The sequence below is a fragment of the Desulfitobacterium elongatum genome (assembly GCF_055378975.1).
Genome location: NZ_AP038772.1, coordinates 361114 through 379685, shown reverse-complemented (window position 1 = coordinate 379685; position 18572 = coordinate 361114). Strand labels below are relative to the sequence as shown.

Annotated in this window: 18 protein-coding genes; all 18 read right to left on the bottom strand. The window is 45.7% G+C overall.

Going from position 1 to position 18572, the window contains the following annotated elements; translation table 11 throughout:
* Window positions 1-26 precede the first annotated feature (26 nt).
* The 18 genes from ACZ42W_RS01730 to ACZ42W_RS01645 all read right to left on the bottom strand — a co-directional run bounded on the left by ACZ42W_RS01730 (window position 27) and on the right by ACZ42W_RS01645 (window position 18536).
* Window positions 27-593, bottom strand: a complete 567-nt coding sequence (locus ACZ42W_RS01730) for a flavodoxin family protein (protein WP_464167944.1) — start codon at window positions 591-593, stop codon at window positions 27-29.
* Between the two features lie 67 nt (window positions 594-660).
* A complete protein-coding gene (locus tag ACZ42W_RS01725; RefSeq protein ID WP_464167942.1) occupies window positions 661-1320 on the bottom strand; it encodes a 3-oxoacid CoA-transferase subunit B in 660 nt (219 codons plus the stop codon).
* Entirely contained in the window at window positions 1313-1987 is a 675-nt protein-coding gene (locus ACZ42W_RS01720) for a 3-oxoacid CoA-transferase subunit A (RefSeq protein ID WP_464167940.1), read from the bottom strand. The genes ACZ42W_RS01725 and ACZ42W_RS01720 overlap by 8 nt, the downstream gene beginning before the upstream one ends.
* Window positions 1988-2002: 15 nt before the next feature.
* Window positions 2003-3184 carry an acetyl-CoA C-acetyltransferase gene (locus tag ACZ42W_RS01715; protein WP_464167939.1) on the bottom strand — a complete coding sequence of 394 codons (1182 nt, stop codon included), beginning with the start codon at window positions 3182-3184 and terminating at the stop codon, window positions 2003-2005.
* 181 nt (window positions 3185-3365) lie between these two features.
* Window positions 3366-4628, bottom strand: a complete 1263-nt coding sequence (locus ACZ42W_RS01710) for an MFS transporter (protein ID WP_464167937.1) — start codon at window positions 4626-4628, stop codon at window positions 3366-3368.
* 21 nt (window positions 4629-4649) lie between these two features.
* Window positions 4650-5417, bottom strand: coding sequence for an HpcH/HpaI aldolase family protein (locus tag ACZ42W_RS01705; protein WP_464167935.1), 768 nt, complete (start codon window positions 5415-5417; stop codon window positions 4650-4652).
* Window positions 5414-5779 carry a cupin domain-containing protein gene (locus tag ACZ42W_RS01700; protein ID WP_464167933.1) on the bottom strand — a complete coding sequence of 122 codons (366 nt, stop codon included), beginning with the start codon at window positions 5777-5779 and terminating at the stop codon, window positions 5414-5416. Before ACZ42W_RS01700 ends, ACZ42W_RS01705 begins: the two co-directional genes overlap by 4 nt.
* Window positions 5780-5798: 19 nt before the next feature.
* Window positions 5799-6686, bottom strand: a complete 888-nt coding sequence (locus tag ACZ42W_RS01695; protein WP_464167931.1) for a DUF6282 family protein — start codon at window positions 6684-6686, stop codon at window positions 5799-5801.
* 37 nt (window positions 6687-6723) lie between these two features.
* Window positions 6724-7404, bottom strand: coding sequence for a GntR family transcriptional regulator (locus ACZ42W_RS01690; RefSeq protein ID WP_464167929.1), 681 nt, complete (start codon window positions 7402-7404; stop codon window positions 6724-6726).
* Between the two features lie 245 nt (window positions 7405-7649).
* Window positions 7650-8681 (bottom strand): NrfD/PsrC family molybdoenzyme membrane anchor subunit, encoded by a 1032-nt coding sequence (nrfD, locus tag ACZ42W_RS01685; RefSeq protein ID WP_464167927.1) that lies wholly within the window; start codon window positions 8679-8681, stop codon window positions 7650-7652.
* A gap of 6 nt (window positions 8682-8687) precedes the next feature.
* A complete protein-coding gene (locus ACZ42W_RS01680; protein WP_464167925.1) occupies window positions 8688-9290 on the bottom strand; it encodes a 4Fe-4S dicluster domain-containing protein in 603 nt (200 codons plus the stop codon).
* Window positions 9291-9305: 15 nt separating this feature from the next.
* Window positions 9306-11573 (bottom strand): molybdopterin dinucleotide binding domain-containing protein, encoded by a 2268-nt coding sequence (locus tag ACZ42W_RS01675; RefSeq protein ID WP_464170838.1) that lies wholly within the window; start codon window positions 11571-11573, stop codon window positions 9306-9308.
* A 78-nt stretch (window positions 11574-11651) separates the two neighbouring features.
* The gene (locus ACZ42W_RS01670; protein WP_464167924.1) at window positions 11652-12410 is read right to left on the bottom strand and encodes a twin-arginine translocation signal domain-containing protein; all 759 of its coding nucleotides are present in this window, start codon (window positions 12408-12410) and stop codon (window positions 11652-11654) included.
* Between the two features lie 65 nt (window positions 12411-12475).
* On the bottom strand, window positions 12476-13183 hold the full coding sequence (locus ACZ42W_RS01665; RefSeq protein WP_464167922.1) for a TorD/DmsD family molecular chaperone: 708 nt from the start codon (window positions 13181-13183) through the stop codon (window positions 12476-12478).
* 425 nt (window positions 13184-13608) lie between these two features.
* On the bottom strand, window positions 13609-14637 hold the full coding sequence (gene nrfD / locus ACZ42W_RS01660) for an NrfD/PsrC family molybdoenzyme membrane anchor subunit (RefSeq protein ID WP_464167920.1): 1029 nt from the start codon (window positions 14635-14637) through the stop codon (window positions 13609-13611).
* Window positions 14638-14642: 5 nt separating this feature from the next.
* On the bottom strand, window positions 14643-15245 hold the full coding sequence (locus tag ACZ42W_RS01655) for a 4Fe-4S dicluster domain-containing protein (protein ID WP_464167918.1): 603 nt from the start codon (window positions 15243-15245) through the stop codon (window positions 14643-14645).
* Window positions 15246-15440: 195 nt separating this feature from the next.
* Window positions 15441-17693, bottom strand: coding sequence for a molybdopterin dinucleotide binding domain-containing protein (locus ACZ42W_RS01650; RefSeq protein WP_464170837.1), 2253 nt, complete (start codon window positions 17691-17693; stop codon window positions 15441-15443).
* A gap of 87 nt (window positions 17694-17780) precedes the next feature.
* Window positions 17781-18536, bottom strand: a complete 756-nt coding sequence (locus tag ACZ42W_RS01645) for a hypothetical protein (protein ID WP_464167916.1) — start codon at window positions 18534-18536, stop codon at window positions 17781-17783.
* Window positions 18537-18572 lie beyond the last annotated feature (36 nt).

Genomic DNA, 18572 nt, shown 5'->3' with positions numbered 1-18572 from the left:
GATAGATACATGAAATAGCTAATAAATCAAGTTGAAAGCTGTCTGCCTAATAACTTGGCCTGCTCTAAATATGTTAGATTTTTTAAGACGTCCCCTTTATCTGGCAAATTGGGTGCGATAAAAATATCATTAAGGACATTAAAGCCGATTAAACGTAAACTATCTGCAACGATTTCTATAGACTGTGCATATTTATTAGGGTCTGGTTGTCCTTGTGTAACAATCAATGCACATTTTATTTTTCGAGGTAGACGGCTAGGGGTTCCCCCCCTGCCGTAGAACGGATATAAACGGTCGATAAATGTTTTGAGTTGTGCGGTAATTCCAGAGAAGTAGATAGGCGAAGCGATAACAATGGCGTCAGAACTCGCAATCTTATGATAGAGTGCCGTCATTTCATCCTTTTGAACACATAGACCCCTTCCGTCCTGTTGACACCACAAGCACCCTTTGCAACCATGAAAATCCAGCGCATCGACAAAAATATAGTCCGTTTCAGCTCCATGACAGGCAGCCTCCTCTAATACGGTCGTCACGAGTACTTCCGCATTCCCCTTCCTATGAGGACTTCCATTTACTCCAAGAATTTTCATCCTTTTACCTCCTAACATTGTCCTATGCTCTATCACTTCAAATCATAATTTCAATGAAACTGCCGGTTTATGCACATTCGACCAGCGTCTCATCTATTAATAATTCCGCCTCTGTGCACGCTTGAATTTCTTCGAGGGTTACACCTGGAGCGAGTTCCTTCAAGAGTAATCCGCTGGCTGTAACTTCCAGGAGCCCCATATCTGTCACAATCAGATTCACTTGATGTGCTGCTGTTAAGGGCAAAGTGCATTTTTTAAGAACTTTAGAACTTCCATCTTTGGCCGTATGATCCATAGCTACAATCACTTTCCGTGCTCCAACAACGAGATCCATTGCTCCACCCATCCCGGGAACCATCTTCCCCGGAATCATCCAATTCGCTAAATTTCCTTCCTGATCAACCTGTAAGGCCCCCAGGACAGTAGCATCCACATGTCCACCCCGAATAATAGCGAAAGACGTTGCACTATCAAAGCAACACCCACCTGGTAGGATGCTGGAATACTGTCCACCTGCATTGACGGTATCCGCATCCTCTTTTCCTTCTTCTGGTGAAGGACCCAGCCCCAAAAATCCGTTTTCCGATTGTAAAAGGATGGTCACCCCTTGGGGTAAGTAATTCGCAACTTTCGTTGGCATTCCAATTCCGAGATTTACGACATCACCAGTATGAAATTCCTGAGCTACTCTTTTAATTAACCACTCTAGGCGAGCTTCCTTATCCAACGTTTTTCACCTCCGCGCTTTGGGATAATACAAGGTAGTCTACAAAGATCCCCGGAGTCATCACTTCATCAGGGTCCAGCTCGCCGATTTCAACAATCTTTTCCACTTCTACGATAACTACCTCTGCAGCCGTCGCCATCAAGGGATTAAAGTTGCGTGCCGCCCGTCGATATACCAAATTCCCCGCCCGATCCGCTTTATGCGCTTTAAGTATAGCCACATCAGCCGAAAGGGGGACTTCAAGCAGGAATTCTCGACCATCGACACATACTTTCTGCTTACCCTCTTCTACGACCGTTCCGATTCCGGTTGGAGTTAGCACTCCCCCGAGTCCAGCTCCAGCGGCACGAATTCTCTCTGCAAGTGTACCCTGGGGTACTAAACTAACCTCTATATCCCCAGTATTCATTTGTCGTCCTGTTTCCTTATTGGTTCCGATATGAGAAGCAATGACTTTTCTCAGTCGGTGGTTCACAACCATTTGACTGAGCGGATCGCCTAGGATCCCTGTATCATTGGCGATCAACGTTAACTCTTTAAGATTTACCTCGGCCAACTCGCTGAGAATTTGACCAGGAGCACCAGAGCCTATGAAGCCTCCCACCATGATGCTCATCCCATCTTTAACTTTATCGACTGCTTCTTGAATCGATATGACTTCAATCATTGCTTTGACCCCCTCTTAGCGTTCAATAATTGTTGCAACGCCTTGTCCCCCACCGATACATAAGGTCGCCAAGCCGCGTTTCACGTTACGTTCCTTCATCGCATAAAGCAAGGTGACAAAGATTCGGGTTCCGCTCGCTCCAATCGGATGGCCTAACGCAATAGCCCCCCCGTTAACGTTTAATTTGACTGGATCAATTCCGAGTTCATTACCCACTGCAAGCGCTTGCGCAGCAAAGGCTTCGTTCGCTTCGATTAAATCGATTTCCGCCATGCCTAACCCAGCTTTTTGCATCGCTTTCTGACTTGCGGGTATAGGGCCGGTACCCATGATTTCTGGGGCTACTCCAGCTGAGGCATAGGACACAATATAAGCTAAGGGTTCAAGTCCAAGAGCAAGGGCCTTTTCTTCAGACATAACAACGACTGCCGCAGCACCGTCATTAATACCCGAGGCATTTCCTGCGGTGACCGTACCTTCTTTTTTAAAGGCTGGACGGAGCTTGGCTAGTTTCTCAAGTGTTGTGTCTGGTTTTGGATATTCATCCTGTGCCACCCAGACAGGATCACCCTTCCGCTGCGGAATAGGCATAGGTACGATCTCGGCAGTAAAGCGATTCTCTGCGATTGCGACACCTGCCTTTTGTTGACTTGTTGATGAAAATTCGTCCTGTTCATCACGACTGATATTGTATTTTTCAGCTACATTTTCTGCAGTAATACCCATGTGAATATCATTCATTGCACAGACCAAGCCATCGCTGATCATACTGTCAAGAATCGTCGTTGCCCCCATTTTATGCCCTGTTCTACCCTCTGGGAGGAGAAACGGGGCGCGGGACATATTCTCCATACCCCCTGCTACGATTATTTCCGCATCTCCCGCGATAATCGCTTGGGCAGCGAGGTTAATCGCCTTGAGTCCTGACCCACACAGCTTATTAATGGTCAGGGAAGGTACAGATTCCGGGATTCCTGCCTTTAGGGCAACTTGTCGAGCAGGATTCTGGCCAAGGCCCGCCTGCAAGACATTCCCCAGGATGACTTCATCCACTGTCGCGGGATCGAGGTTTACCCGCTTTAATGCTTCTTTCACGGCAACCGTTCCAAGTTCAATTGCTGAGATATCTTTAAACACTCCCATAAAACTACCGACAGGAGTCCGTACAGCACTAACGACGACGACTTTTCTTTTCATAAATATACTCCTTTTGCAAAAGTCCTTGAGGCTCTTAACACCTCAAGGACTTTTCTCGAACTATTCGCACTGTTTATAGCGCCTTGACGCATTTTACAATATTTAGTACTATTATAGATGATGATTTTTTCTTTTTTGCCTGAGAAATGCTTTTTCTAAAAGCTTTTTCTTAGGTATTTTTTTATTCTAATTCTTTTCCCGCTGTTTCAGGCAAGATAAGGGTAGCAAATATAGCTAGAACAAAAAGACCTGCTGAAGAATACATAAGGGCCTTTCCTACCCCAACTGACATAGCTAAAGCTCCTGCACCTGTGATTGCAAATGCTGAAACTCCACGACCTACATTGTAGCAGAGTCCCTGCCCTGAACCACGTAAGCGCGTCGGATACATCTCTGCCAAGACTGTACCAAAGCCGCCATAATAACCTACTGCAAAACATCCAACAAGAGCCATGAGTATGAAGAATACAGGGATATTACCTGAACCGATCATGATAAAGGTAGGAATAACGATAGCTGCACCTACAAAGTAGATAGCAAAACTCTTTTTCCGACCTATCTTATCACTAAGAAAACCGAACATTAGATATCCAATAATACTTCCCAGGTAATAGGGAATTGTATAGAGAGAAGCTTTAACCACCGAGAATCCAGCTCCGCCTTTTTCCACGGCTGTTCCTAAGAACATCGGAAGCCAAGAAGCCATCGGATAACTTGCACCTAGACCAATGATACAGAAAATCGTTCCAATGATCGTTACTTTTAATAGACTACCTTTGAAAAGATCACTCCAGGAGGTCTTGACAAGTGTCGAAGATGCGGACTGAGTTCCATTGTTTTTCCAAATTTCTGGTTCTTCAACATGCTTACGAACCCAGTAAACAAGAATAGCTGGTATGATTCCGATGAAGAACAACGGACGCCATCCATACGCTTGAATAATTGGGCCTGCAATCAGTGAAGCGAGTAATCCCCCAACAGCATATCCGGATTGCATGATTGACATTGCTTTTCCGCGATGCTCTTTGGGCCAGGTTTCAGAGATTAGTGCGGCTCCAGCTGACCATTCTCCACCCATCCCTAAACCTACAAGAAGACGGAATGCCATCAGTTGCCAGATATTTTGAGATAAACCACTAAGTCCTGTAGCAAGTGAATAGATGAGAACAGTAAGGGTTAAGGCCTTCATCCGTCCAAAACGGTCTGCAAACCGTCCAAAAACCATACCTCCAAGTGCTGAAGCAACCACGGTGAAGGAAGCGACTAATCCTGTGGTAGCCGTCGTTAATCCCCACTGCTTAATCAACGTAACAATCGTGAAGTTATAAAGCAAAAAGTCAAAAGCATCGAGTGCCCACCCGAGAAAGGCTGCAATTAGGGCATTCCATTGTTGTTTGTTAATATCTTTGTACCATGGTCGTTTAGTTTCAAATGTTACGGCCATTAAATAATCCTCCACTCTTTCTTAAGCTAAGTGATTTTTTAGTTCTTCTAGGACTGTACGCGCACCTTTTACTAAAAAGGCAACATCATTGTCATAGACCAGATAGCGAACGCCTGCTTCCAGTGCTCGTAAGGCCTGTTCTTGGTTCCCAACGAACGTTCCAGCCACCTTACCATTTTCCTGTGCTATTTTACAAAGTTTCTTCAAAGCTTCCTGCACAAGTGGGTGGTTCACTTGGCCAGGTACTCCAAGCGAATTACTGAGATCAGAAGGCCCTAAAAACAAGACGTCAATACCCTCTGTCGCTGCGATTTCTTCCAGATTCTCTACTGCTTCCTTGCTTTCAATCTGGACTATAACCAATTGTTTGGCGAGAGAATCTGTCATGTGCTTACTTTTATCTTTGATGGTATATTGTGCTGCACGTGTAGAAAACGAAAGTCCACGCATTCCCAAGGGACGATATCTTGCTGCCTCAACGACCTTTTTCGCCATTTCTGCATTATCGACTCCAGGAGCTTGTATCCCTTGGCTTCCAGCTTCAAGAACTCGTAGAATTGGGTTTTCCTCAATTCCCGGAACTCGAATAACCGTTGAAATTTCTGCAGCTTCTCCAGCTCTCATGAGATTCTCAGCTTGGCTATAATCAAGGGCCGAATGTTCCATATCTAGGATTACAAAATCAAAGCCAAGATACCCAAGAATTTCAGAGGCGACTGGACTTGAAAACTTACTAAACGTTCCAACAACCGTCTTGTTGGCTACCAGTTTTTCTTTGACCGTAATCATTCGTTGGCACTTCCATTTGCCACAGGCGTATCTACATAGTCCTCACGGCGAGGTACGAAAATATCAAGATTTAAGCAATCTTCACCATTCGTTACTTCTGCGTAATGAATAACATTGGGTGGAATAACAATGACATCTCCCTCACCGAGTTCAAAAACCTCTTCACCTACAGTAAATTTGGTTTCACCTTTTAAGATGATAGCGATTTGCTCATGTGGATGTTGGTGAGGTCTTGCTTCATGACCAGAGTTCAGCTTATTGAGACAAACTGTTCCCTTTTCAGCATGAACGACTTTACGAGCAACCCCTTCACGGACTTGTTCCCACATTAAATCGTTCATTTTTACGTGTTTAGTAACCATCTCTATTCCTCCTGTAGATTTATAAGTCAAGCAGATAGTTGGGATTAATTTGAGTCATCTGCACTAACTCCTGCTCCGTTATCCCATTTTGAAGTAACAGTTCGAAGAATTCAGCAGCCCCATCAAGTGGACTACCATTCTTTGCTTGGCCATAGTCAGAACCAATGGTCGTGTGCTCCACCCCGATAGCACGGATGGATTCAACGATTCCATTTACATCTAAGCAATAATAATTTGAGCTTGGAACGCTGACACAACCGGAAAGCTCCATGAAAGCTCCGAGTGAAGCCCAATACTTCATGTCTTCCAAGGTCGATCCGATCATGTACGTCGGATGGTTAACGAGGATGCGTTTAATTCCCAATTCGTGAGCCCGAACGATATAAGCATTGACTTCTTCCCGTGTTCCATGTCCTGTTGCTAGAATGACATCGGGGTGCTGTGCAATGACTTGAATGATTGCATCTGCTTCTGGTAACAGCTTTCCGTTCTGGTCGATAGTAACAATGGGATTCTCCGGTATATTGTGTTTCTTTCCCTCAGGGAATTTAAAACCATGTCCTTTGTGCTTTTCGATATGATTTAGACTCGAGACCGTAGGCATCCAGATTATCTTGGCTCCTAATGCAATCGCTACCTCGACTGCCTTTGCGTTCAAACCACCGATTGAGTTATTAACCGCCATGCCGCCGAAAATTCTCAGCCCAGATTTAAGTGGCAAATGTTTTTCTAACACATGTGCCAAGGGAGCTGTACAATACTGGTGATCCTTAATCACGATGGCTTTATAACCTGCTTCATCAGCGGCAAGTGCCATTTCTGCTGCATCAAGTTCCCGGGGGATATTTGATGGACCTGCATGAACATGTAAATCGAGATACCCTTTTAAAAAATCTCTTCCAACCATAAATGACCTTTCTCCTTTCTTTCTATGACCCTAAACGTTAACTTCTCTCCCCCTTTTTTTCAGATTTTAATTTATTTAAAAGCGCAGCAAAAGCATGCTTCTTTTGCGCTCTCAAAGCCTTTTCAGCCTCTTCAGCATTTCCTTTGCGCAAAGCATCAACCATCAGTTGATGTTCTTGATTCGATTTTTCTTTACGGTCAGGAATGAGTGTAAATACGGATCTGGAATATTGAGACCGATCCATCAGAGAAATGATCAGCTCGCAAAGCATTTCATTTCCAGATAATTGATAAAGCCTTTGGTGAAAGGCAGTATTTAATCGACTTACTTTTTTAATATCTGAATTCTGCAAAGCCAGATTTATCTCATCCACGATCTCTTGTAACTCGTCTACTTCGTTGGCCTTAGCATTTTGGGCCGCCAATCGAGTGGCGAATGCTTCCAACTCCGTTCGGATAGCAAATATCTCGCTCGCTTTTTGTATATTAACCGGGCTCACACGAGATCCTACATGAGGAACGTTTTCTACAAGCCCCTCGGATTCTAACTTCTTTAACGCTTCACGAACTGGAATATCACTTACCCCAAATTGCTTAGCAAGTTCTCTTGCTACTATTTTCTCGCCCTGTTCTATAAGTCCGTTGATGATATTTTCTTTTAGTTGTTCATAGACCATTTCGGTTTTTGTCGTATAACTTTTTCTTTCCGAGGTATCCATTTCATATCATGATCCTTTCAATGCTGATTATATATTATATATAATATATAATATATAATCAGTCAATACCTTTTTTAGAAAATTCCCTTTTTAGGGTTTCTGAGACAGGGGGACAGCTCAGTCTCTAAGCAGGTGGGAGATTTTTCATGTATACGGGCATAGAAAAACCCGAATAAAATGAACTCTTTTTAAGTAATCCATTATTCGGGTTACAGTTCAGTTCTATATAAAGGAGGGTTTTAGATTTACATACTTTGTGAAGAAGCTATACCCGAAGATTTTTTGACCATGTTTTGAAGAATTTTAGGTAATCCGATTAAGAGTATTACGATTAGGACTAAGAGGCCAGCGGTCAACCACCAACCACTTCCTCCCTCGAAGAGGTAAAGCTGTGTTCCTGCTTGGGGTAGCTCTTCCCCACCAAAAACGATGTTATATCGCAAGGCAAATACTCCGATCAGGCTGAGTAACCCAGAAATACCAAGTATTTTAGTAGAACGTTGGCTAAAGAGCAGTAGGATCAAGGGGAGAAACATGCCGATGACGAGTTGCACGATAATGAAAGACATCTGCTTCGTCCCGCTGAAAAGGTTTTGCACAACGGCTCGACCGGCATCATTTAGGGTGAGAACGGCTAACAAATGAAAGGCGATAAGAAGAATTTCGAGTACCACCATCCAGACTTTCACCGTGTGGATACCTTCCTCGCTACCCATAACTTCAAGTCCAACCGCCTTAGGGGCAAAGCCTTTGGTGAGGCTGATTAGGCTTAAAGCAGCAACAGAACCCGAGATTAAGAAGAGCAAGGGGAGTAATGCGGAGTTCCATAGGGGATGACCCGGCACCACGGCGAGAAGGAATCCCGTGTAGAGACCGAGTGCTGCCGCGAAAACGACTCCAATTTTTCCCCATGTCTTCATCCGAGCATCTTCTTTCCAGAGATACCATGTGTAGATGAGGGAAGCGATCCCGTAAATTAGTAGAATGAAGGAGCCCCAACTCATGATGGACTGAAAATTAACTCGATAAAAAAGGCTTAAGGCACGAAAGGGTTGCCCCAGATCGAGGACTAACGCGAGGAGTCCGGGAACTAATGTCGCTAAAGCCATCGTCGAAGTAGGTTTAGCTAAGGGTTTAAATTTTTGGATTCCAAAAACGGGACCTAATGTTGAAAGAATAAATAATCCGGCACTCAGGCCCGCCAGGAAAAAGTAGAGTACAATTAACGGTCCAAAGGCTGCATGATGTTCAATCTGATAGATAAAGGTCATATCCATCCCCTCTTACCTCCTTTTGGCCAAGCTGGCATAATCAGCACCTGCAAGGGCACCATCTAATCCAATGTAGAATACGCTGGGTTTTGTCCCTAGATCAGGGTGCAGAACCTGATAGGAGTTTTCACTGAGCAACTGGCTTACTTCGCTCATCGGATCATTGAAATCCCCGAAGTACCGTGCATGGGCAATACAAGTACTGACACAAGCTGGCATGAGCCCTCCTTTGACTCGATCGAGACAAAGATTACACTTATCCGCTGTTCCTTTCTTCGGATGGATGTAACGAGCATCATAGGGACACGCAGAGATACAATAGCGGCAGCCGATGCATTTCTTCGAATCTACCACAACGACTCCGCCCTCATCCCGGTGTGTTGCTTTAACCGGACAGACCTGCTCACAAGGGGCGGACTCACATTGATTACATAAGCGTGGAAGTTTGACCCGGGTTACTGTGGGATATTCTCCTTTATCCGCTTCGACGACCCAAGAGCGAAAAAAACCTTCGGGGAGATTATTCTCCATTTTACAGGCGACCGTACAAGCGTGACAACCGACACAGAGCCTGAGATCAATCACCATTCCATAATGCGGTTTGGTTTCCGGCATTTGACTTTGCCCTCCTTAAATTTTCTCGATTCGATACGCCCCACCGTTTCGGCTTGGGATTCCGGTAGACATTTCGCTAAAGCCATAGATTCTGTCTTTAAAGGTCGGATCAATCAGACAGATTGCGTTTAGCAAAATCCCTGTACCAATTGTGGCATCGCCACCAAGTTTCTTGTCACCGACTTGATGAGCCCGTGCACCATACTCCCAGTGGCCGTAACCGAAAGCGACTCCGATCGTCCCGAGGGCAATTCCCGGACGGACTTTTAAGATTCCTGTGGCTTCTGCGCCAGTCGCTGATATGACTTTGACCTTATCTCCATCCGTAAGTCCAAAGCGCTTCGCTTCTTCTGTATTGATTTCCACATAGTTCGTTTTATTGAATTCACGTAATACTGAGTTTGCAAGCATAGTTGCACTCCGGAATTTCGCTTTATACGAGGCCCCTTTTAATGGCCATTTATCTTCGGGGAAAGCCTTACTGAGGAGGGTACCATCAGCAAAGGCTTCCGGGTTCCATCCGACGACGCCGGAAAAGGGTTTTCCTGTATAAGCGTTTTTAGCAGTAGCCAGGGCTTCACTATAGAGGTTAAAGCAACCAGGATTCGAATATTTGTAATTGTCCCCTACGAATCCTGAACCATGTCTTTCAAAACGACCGCCTCGGGACATTACATAAAGAACCTTTGCCCCTTCATCTGGTTTTAAACTCTTATCCCAACCTTTAGAAAGCTCCTCCAAGCCTTGAAGCTTGATCTCATCCTTGGTTATATCCGGAGCGGGTGTCTCATCGAAGGCAATATTGGCAATGGCTTTCAAGTAAAGATCTTCGGCGTTATTTAACGGATAGAGTGTATTGTCTGCGCCGGGAATCGCTTGATCGCCAAATCCAGGTAAGCCAACTTTTTTGGCCACATCAATAAGATAGTTTTCATAGCAAGCATGACGGCCTTCAGCGATTTGCGGAGTCATAGGTTTCACTACAGGCCAGCGAAGCGACGTTGCTCTACCGGCAAAGTTACTCCAGATTCCTGGGAGTCCCCAGCTTTCGTACTGTGTAGTATCCGGAATGATATAATCCGCCAGTACACTCATTTCCCCCATAAATGCGTCAATCGCAATAAAGAGAGGAACCCTTTCCACTTTTTTTAGTTCTTCAAGTACTTCTTTGCGGGCTGCTGCAGGGGTGGAAAGTAGTGGATTCGCCATCCAATTAATCAGGATCTTGGCTTGATAAGGATAGTTATTCACGATAGAGAAGATTGCTTGGTTATCAGAGGCGGACCCAAAGGTAAACCAGGGGAGCTTTGATGGGTAAGGGTTTTGCCCAGCAGCGACTTTCTTTTTGTATTCTGAAGTCTTTTCATAGTCAAACCCGGTTCGGCTAATCCGAGCCCCTTGGACGGGTTGGGCTCCAGGATATGTCGCGAGATTATATCTTGGACCCGGTGTAAAGCTCTTATACGAGGCTCCTCCAATCCCAGGGATGAGCCCACCTTTTTTATAAAAAGCTCCGACCAAGGCACAAAGTACATAGTGAACCCAGGCTCCATCCATGCCATTCGCAGCAGCGGTATTTCCCATACCGTCGACTCCCACTTTGGTTCCATGCGATGTAAACTCCTGAGCAATCTCGATGATGGTTTCGACTGGGATACCACAATCTTTAGCGAAGGCTGACAATTCTTGGCTGAATGCGATTTCTTTGATAATTAGGAAAGCTGTTTTAACCTTTACGGTTCTGCCTTCGGCCACTGTTAACTCTCCTTGGAACGTGATATCTCCTTCTTGAGAGTCTGTATAGATGGCCGGTTTGCCGCTCGCCTTGTCTATCGTAATGAAATAATCGGGTTTCTTTGCAGGTGCGGTTTGCTTTGGATCTGGTTCAGGTAGAGGTGGCGTGGTTAATCCCAGATCTTCCGCTCTAAGAAGCTTCCGGTTATTCGGGTGTGTCGGGTCATCGATGACTAGATGGCATGCATTCGTCCAGCTATTAAACCCCCTCTTCTTTGCAACCGCAAGATTTGGAGAAGAGAGATAACTTATATTATGAAGGTTGTTCTCAATGATCCAACGAATCATGGCGAGCCCAAAAGCTCCATCGGTTGCAGGTTTAATCGGAACCCACTTGCCACGTCCTCCTAAAGGTCCCAAGGCTCCACCATTCATCACCGGATCGACGACGACGAACTTGAGCTTTCCATGGGTTGCCCCCTCTGTGACTTGTCTCGCTAGGGATTGGAAAGGGGAACCACTGTGACCAGGGGATGTTCCGAGATAGATAATGAATTCAGCGTTACTTACATCTGGCTTAACTTGATTTCCGCTAGCTACCTGTCCCGCAGGTAATTTGGAGCCCCCTCATGAATAGGCATGACCGTAATTGTTAGGTGTTCCAAAAGCTCCCGCAAAACGCCCTGTGATCGTTCCTCTTCCATCGAAACGACCTCCGATAATCACAAGCTGATTGGACTTCGGACCAAGTTCAGGTTGATTTGGATCCAGTGGGGTTTGTCTATCGTAAACTTGTCTGAATCCCTCGATAGAAGCATTTTCACCTAAGTGTTTGAACAGGGCACCACCTTCAACGGTTTCCTTAACAGCTTCTTCCCAAGTTATGGGCTGCCATTTTCCCTCACCACGTTTACCCGCTCGTTTAAGAGGTACGGTGATACGATACGGGTCATAATGGGCAGAAAGGGTTGCATTTCCACGTGCGCAGAGAGTCCCCCTATTCATATGTCCACGATTTTTATACGTACTAAAGGCTAAATAAGCATCGGTTAGAGGCGCCTCAAAATCTAAGTGGGGTTCCGCATTATTTGGGTTATAAGGATTGCCACTTACTCTTAAGATTAGACCAGAGCGTTTATCGATCTTAACCCTGTTACCACAGGAGCTATAGCATCCTAAGCAAGCACTATTGCGCATCATGATGTCTGGGTTCGGTTTCACTGAACCTATTTTTGCATCGATTATCGCTTCAAGTTCCTGTCCATTGCCTGTGAGTGGGACGAATTCCTGAGTTCCGCCAGCAAGGCTCAATTTTTCTAGGCTTAAGCCTGTAGCTACAGCAGCACCAACAATAGTCGATAGTTTTAGAAAGGAGCGTCTTTTCATTTAATGCCTCACCTCTTTTTAAGTTTTAACGTTACAATAGGGATAGTTAAGCCGCCGTAAGAACTTTAAGAGCTTAGATTTCGGCACCTCCCCTCCTCTATGAGATTTCTTGATTCCTCAAGTTCACTGAGTATCCAGATATTTACTGCCTTTGCAGCTTGAGCATAGTAACCCGGTGCCATTTTCTCAAGAGCTAAGGTGAAATTCGGCCACCACGTTACAAGATGCTCCCGCAAAAACCGTGAACCCCACTCTTTCCATGATGCTGCCTCTTCATGATTTTGATTTTCCCATGCTTCTTTTTCAGCTCGAGAAATCATCGCCATAAAAGCAAGTTCGAACCCTGCATGGTCAGGAAACTGAATCTCTTTTAACGGCGCAAACATGTCTAGCTTTTTCGGAGTAAACCCAGTTGCCTTGTAGCATTGAGCAACATGATGTGCTTCTGGGCTATTTAGAGTTCCGTAAGGTCTAGTTTTTTCCGGTTTATAATTCAAGAGTACCGATTCGTACGGCGGAACATATTTACCCGACATAGGGACAAAAAAACAATCAAAGTACTCTTGACGAAGATTCTCTACATGAATGTTAAGTTGTTCAGGGATGATTTCTCCAAAGCGCTCAGGATTCTGCCCCATTTCTCTTAAAATGTTATAAAGGGCTTGGGATTGCTCAGGCCAAGTCACCGGATCGGGTTCCCGTAAGAAAATACAAGCCATAAATGAGTAAATGTTCTCCTTGGTTAAAGCAAGAAAGGCTTCTTCATTATCCATAACTAGGAATTCACCTCCAAAGGTTTGCTCAAAACGATTTGAGTTTAATGAGACACTGGATAACACTTCCGCATAGCAACAATTATGCCAGTTAGCACTTGTGGGATCGAGAACAAATAAAGGTGCATAAAGAAAACGATGTGTATCGATGCCCTGTTGGAAAAGAGCTCCGTTATTCCAGGGATCGGAGAACATAGCTACAAGGTATGGTAGGTTCTGTCTATAGGAACTATAAGGCTTGCAGCCAATGATGGATTTATAGCGCGATGCACAAAAAACCAACAGGGTCGGATTAAAAAGGTGAGACAAGGCGGGACAAGGCTGGATCTGATATTCGACATTGATGTGACTATCACACGGCCTGCTGTCCCCTTGTCTCACTATAATTAAGGAGGAGTTAACTTTGCTGACATCATTCTGTAATTTTAGAAAGCTTTCCCTGACCCAGTCGCACTTCTCCCTGTGATGCTATTAAATATTCCTGGTACGAAGAAAATAAGCACTGCGGTAACTACTAAAAGAACAACCGTTGAGATCCAAGCCCTTCCCCCTTCAAAGAGATAGAGGAGCGTGCCCGCTTGCGGAAGTTCTTCTCCGCCAAAAACGAAGTTATAGCGAAGAGCAAAGACCCCGATCAGACTTAAGAGACCGGAAAGTCCGAGCGCTGTACCAGAACGCTTACTCAAGAGAACGATAAGTAGTGGGAGAATCATACCGATGACAACCTGTATCAGCATAAAAGAAACGCCCTTCGTTCCACTAATAAAATTATGCACTACAGCGCGTCCAGCATCGTTTACCGTCAGAACGGCTAACAGATGAAAGGCTACAAGTAAGATCTCGAGGATGACCATCCAGATCTTCATTCCGTGCATGGCTTCTTCCGCACTCGCTCCTTCAATCTGAACAGTTTTCGGAAAAAAGCTCTGTGCTAAGCTCAGCAAACTCAGTGCTGCAACCCAGCCCGAAGCAAGGAACAGAACAGGGAGTAAAGCGGAATTCCATAAGGGACGACCAGGCACGACGGCAATCAGGAATCCAGTATACAACCCAAGTGCCACCGCGAAAACCGCACCCATCTTTCCCCAAAACTTCACTTTACTATCTTCTCTCCAAAGATAGTAGGCATAAAGCAATAGGGCCAATCCATAAATTAACAGGATAAACGAGCCCCAACTCATTACGGAAGACGGATTCAAGCGGAAAAAGAGCGTCAAGGCACGCAATGGCTGACCCAAATCTATGACTAGGGCTAAAAGCCCAGGGATGAGTGTTGCTAATGCCATCGCACAGGCGGGTTTCGCTAAGGGCTTAAGTTTTCCAAGTCCAAACACCGTGCTCAGACTCGAAATAAGGAAAAGCCCGGCACTGAGTCCTGCTAGAAAGAAATAGAGAACAACCAAGGGGCCAAAAGCAGCATGATGTTCAACCTGATAAATAAAGGTTAGATCCACCGCACTTACCTCCCTCTCACAAGGTTGGCGTAGTCTGCTCCAACGAGAGCTTCATCCAACCCGATATAATAAACGCTAGGTTTCGTGCCCAACTCAGGGCGAAGGACTTGACAGGAATTTCCGCTAATTAGTTTGGTAACCTCACTTTGGGGATCATTCAGATCCCCGAAGAAACGAGCATGGGCGATACAGGTGCTTACACAAGCGGGCATCAATCCAACCTTAATCCGGTCAAGACATAAATCGCACTTATCAGCTGTCCCTTTCTTCGGACTAACATACCGTGCATCATAGGGGCATGCGGACACACAGTACCGACAACCGATACACTTTTTCTCATCTACGATCACAACTCCACCCTGGTCACGATGGGTTGCCTTTACAGGACAAACGTGTTCACACGGTGCATTTTCACATTGATTGCACAGACGAGGTAACTTCACTCGGGTAACATTCGGAAAAGCACCCTTATCCGCTTCAACAACCCAAGAACGGAAAAAGCCTTCCGGAACACCGTTTTCCATCTTGCAGGTAACTGTACAGGCATGACATCCGACACAGCGTTTCAAATCAATGACCATACCATAATGCGCCTTTTGTTCTGGCATGATGTATCCTCCTCTCTTGGGCAATTAAAAAGCCTTGATCATAATCTTCGCTATCACTTTTGACCCACTGTTCAGCGACTTTCACTGCTTCGGCGTATTAGCCCGGTGCAATTTCGTGCATTGCAACTGCATTCTTAAGTGAGTCTATCTCTGGATCCATAGGAAAAGGATTCGTGTTATTCATCGAAGCACCGCCTATGCTTTTTCTATTCGGAATGCTCCTCCATTACGGCTCGGGCCCCCGGTTGACATTTCACTGAAGCCAAATACTCCCTTCACGGTGGGGTCAACAAGGCTTATCCCGCCGAGTAGTACACCTGAAGCGATACTCGGGTCTCCACCCGTTTTCTTGTCCCCAACTTGATGAGCACGGGAGCCGTACTCCCAGTGACCATACCCGAAAGCAACGGCCACTGTTCCGCGGGCAACCCCTTGACGAACTTGGAGAATTCCTACGGCTTCTCCGCCAGTCGCTGCAATTAGCTTCACTTTGTCTCCGTTTTTCAGCTTCAATCCTGCGGCATCCTCTGAATTGAGCTCAATGTAATTCGTCTTATTCAGATCACGGAGAAGGGTATTAGACAGCATGGAGATGCTACGGAACTTTGCTTTGTAGGAAACTCCTTTAAATGGCCAATCTTTCTCAGGATACTTCTCTTGTAGAGCTGTACCATCAGCAAACGTTTCCTCATTATAGACCAAGGTTCCTGAGAAGGGCTTACCTGTATAAGAATTCTTAGCTGTAGCCATCTTTTCGACGTAGACATTAAAACAGCCAGCAAAACCATATTTATGGTTATCACCCACGTATGCTTTCGTGCTATCTTCGAAGCGTCCACCTCGAGCCATCACATAGTGGACTTTTGGCCATTCTTCCGTACTGAGAGAACCTTGCCAAAACGTCGTCGCTGCTTCAAGGTCTTGCAGCTTCATCTCGGTGTCCGCAATGTTCGGTACCGCTTCTCCATCATAGGCCAAGTTTGCTGCACCTCTTAAGAAGTAGTCCTCTGGGCCATTTAATGGATAGAGTTTATTATCCGCGCCTGGAATCGCTTGATCCCCAAAACCAGGAATTCCAATTTTCTTCGCAACATCAATACAGTAATTTTCAAAGCAAGCAAATCGATTATTGGAAATTTTCCCAGTCATCGGTTCAACTACCGGCCAGCGTAAAGTTACAACCTTACCTGGGCAGTTTCCTTCACTATTTGCAAGTCCCCAGCTTTCATACGGTGTCGTATCTGGAACGATATAATCTGATACAGCGGTCGATTCCCCCATGAAGGCATCCATCGCGATAATCAGCGGAACACGCTCCACACTTTTGAGCCCCTCTAATACTTCCGCACGCGCTGCTGCTGGTGTGGTCATCAAAGGATTGGACATCCAGAACATTAAAATCTTAGCCTGATAGGGATAGCCATTGACAATCGAGAAAATTGCCTGATTATCTGAGCCGCTTCCTACCGGATGCCAAGGCATCTTCGAAGGATAGGGGTTTTCTCCTTTTGCCTTGCGGAGCCTGAACTCGGGGGTCTTTTCATAGGGGACACCCGCACGGCTTATATTGATCCCAGAAGTCTTAGGTTGGTTCGGGAAACTAGAGAGATTATATCGGGGACCCGCTGCAACTGACTTGTAGGCATTTCGTCGAGTGACCACGCCACCTTTTTTATTCATGCAGCCAATCATTAAAGTTAATAGGTATTGTGCCATCGAAGCGTCAAAGCCGGTCGTCGATGCCGTATTCCCCATCCCATCGACTCCTGCTTTTGTGCCATGAGCGGTGAACTCTTTGGCAACTTCGATTATCGTCGCCTCGGGAATTCCACAGATCTTCGAATATGCAGCTACATCCTGTTTAAAAATACTTTCCTTGAGAATTACGAAGGCTGTTTGAACCTTGATCGCTTTACCACTAACATCCGTGACCTCACCTTGGAAAAACAAATCCCCTTCGTTTGATTCGTTATGAAGCATGGGCTTCCCGGTCACTTTATCCATGACAACGAAATATTCTGGAGGAGTTGTAGGTGCTGCAGCCTTCGGATCCGCTTCGGGTGGTGGAGGGACGGTTAGCCCCAGATCTTGCGCTCTAAGTAGTTTTCTGTTGTTTGGGTGTTCCTGATCGGCGATCACGAGATGTGCGGCATTCGTCCAACTGTTAAAGCCTTTTTTCTTTGCAGCGGCAAGACTCGGAGAACTCAGGAAATCCACATTGATTCGCTTATTCTCGATCATCCAACGAAGCATTCCCATCACAAAAGCGCTATCCGTTGTCGGTTTAATAGGAATCCATTTTGCAGCATCCCCAATGGGACTGACTGCTCCTCCAACCATGACGGGATCCACAACGACAAATTTAAGCTTCCCAGAACTCGCTTGAATAGCAACTTGACGAGCAATCGTCTGCATAGGTTTACCACTATGACCAGGATAAGCACCGATATAAAGAATATATTCCGTGTTATCGACATCCGGTTTGAGGATATTTCCTCCAGCTATCGCCTGCGACGCAGGCGTCTTGGACCCCCCTCATGTGTAGCCATGAGAGAAGTTGTTCACACTTCCGAAGGCCCCCATAAAACGACCACCGAAGGCCGTCCTCCCGTCGCCCCGTCCACCGATCATAACGAGCTGATTCGACTTAGGTCCGAGTTCGAGTTGGGATGGATCCATCGGAGTTTTCACATCATATACTTGACGTAGTCCCTCAATGGCTTTTTCTCCATACTCTTTAAAGAGATCTCCACCGTCCACGGTTTCCTGAATCGCTTGTTCCCAGGTGGTGGGTTTCCATTTTCCCTCTCCTCGTTTTCCAGCGCGCTTTAGCGGAACCAAAATTCGATAAGGATCATAATGAGCATCAAGCGTAGCATTTCCCCGTGCACAAAGGGTTGCTCTTCCCGCATGTCCACGCTCCTTATACGTGCTGAACGCTAGATAACCCTCTGTAAGTGGTGCTTCGTAGGCTAGGGCGGGGCCTGCAGATTGAGGGTTATAGGGGTTTCCACTTACTCTGAGTATCTTGCCACTGCGTTTATCGATTTTGACTCGATTTCCACAGGAACTGTAGCATCCTAAACAAGCACTATGTCTCATTAGAATATTGGGATTTGGCTCGACTTGACCCGTTTTTAAATTAATTCGGGCTTCTACTTCTTGTCCAGAACCGGAAACAGGCGCAAACTCTGGTGGCTCACCGGCGAGGCTCAGCTTATCGATTCCTAAACCCGTTACTGCTGCAGCCCCGACGAAAGCTGTCATCTTAAAAAAGTCACGGCGCTTCATATCTTATTTCACCTCTTCTTTCTAAAATCGGTATAT

Coding starts and splice junctions, on each gene's coding strand:
- ACZ42W_RS01730 (WP_464167944.1), bottom strand. CDS start 593: ATGAAAATTCTTGGAGTAAATGGAAGTCCTCATAGGAAGGGGAATGCG.
- ACZ42W_RS01720 (WP_464167940.1), bottom strand. CDS start 1,987: ATGATTGAAGTCATATCGATTCAAGAAGCAGTCGATAAAGTTAAAGAT.
- ACZ42W_RS01715 (WP_464167939.1), bottom strand. CDS start 3,184: ATGAAAAGAAAAGTCGTCGTCGTTAGTGCTGTACGGACTCCTGTCGGT.
- ACZ42W_RS01710 (WP_464167937.1), bottom strand. CDS start 4,628: ATGGCCGTAACATTTGAAACTAAACGACCATGGTACAAAGATATTAAC.
- ACZ42W_RS01705 (WP_464167935.1), bottom strand. CDS start 5,417: ATGATTACGGTCAAAGAAAAACTGGTAGCCAACAAGACGGTTGTTGGA.
- ACZ42W_RS01700 (WP_464167933.1), bottom strand. CDS start 5,779: ATGGTTACTAAACACGTAAAAATGAACGATTTAATGTGGGAACAAGTC.
- ACZ42W_RS01695 (WP_464167931.1), bottom strand. CDS start 6,686: ATGGTTGGAAGAGATTTTTTAAAAGGGTATCTCGATTTACATGTTCAT.
- ACZ42W_RS01690 (WP_464167929.1), bottom strand. CDS start 7,404: ATGGATACCTCGGAAAGAAAAAGTTATACGACAAAAACCGAAATGGTC.
- nrfD (WP_464167927.1), bottom strand. CDS start 8,681: ATGGATATGACCTTTATCTATCAGATTGAACATCATGCAGCCTTTGGA.
- ACZ42W_RS01680 (WP_464167925.1), bottom strand. CDS start 9,290: ATGCCGGAAACCAAACCGCATTATGGAATGGTGATTGATCTCAGGCTC.
- ACZ42W_RS01670 (WP_464167924.1), bottom strand. CDS start 12,410: ATGAAAAGACGCTCCTTTCTAAAACTATCGACTATTGTTGGTGCTGCT.
- ACZ42W_RS01665 (WP_464167922.1), bottom strand. CDS start 13,183: ATGGATAATGAAGAAGCCTTTCTTGCTTTAACCAAGGAGAACATTTAC.
- ACZ42W_RS01655 (WP_464167918.1), bottom strand. CDS start 15,245: ATGCCAGAACAAAAGGCGCATTATGGTATGGTCATTGATTTGAAACGC.
- ACZ42W_RS01645 (WP_464167916.1), bottom strand. CDS start 18,536: ATGAAGCGCCGTGACTTTTTTAAGATGACAGCTTTCGTCGGGGCTGCA.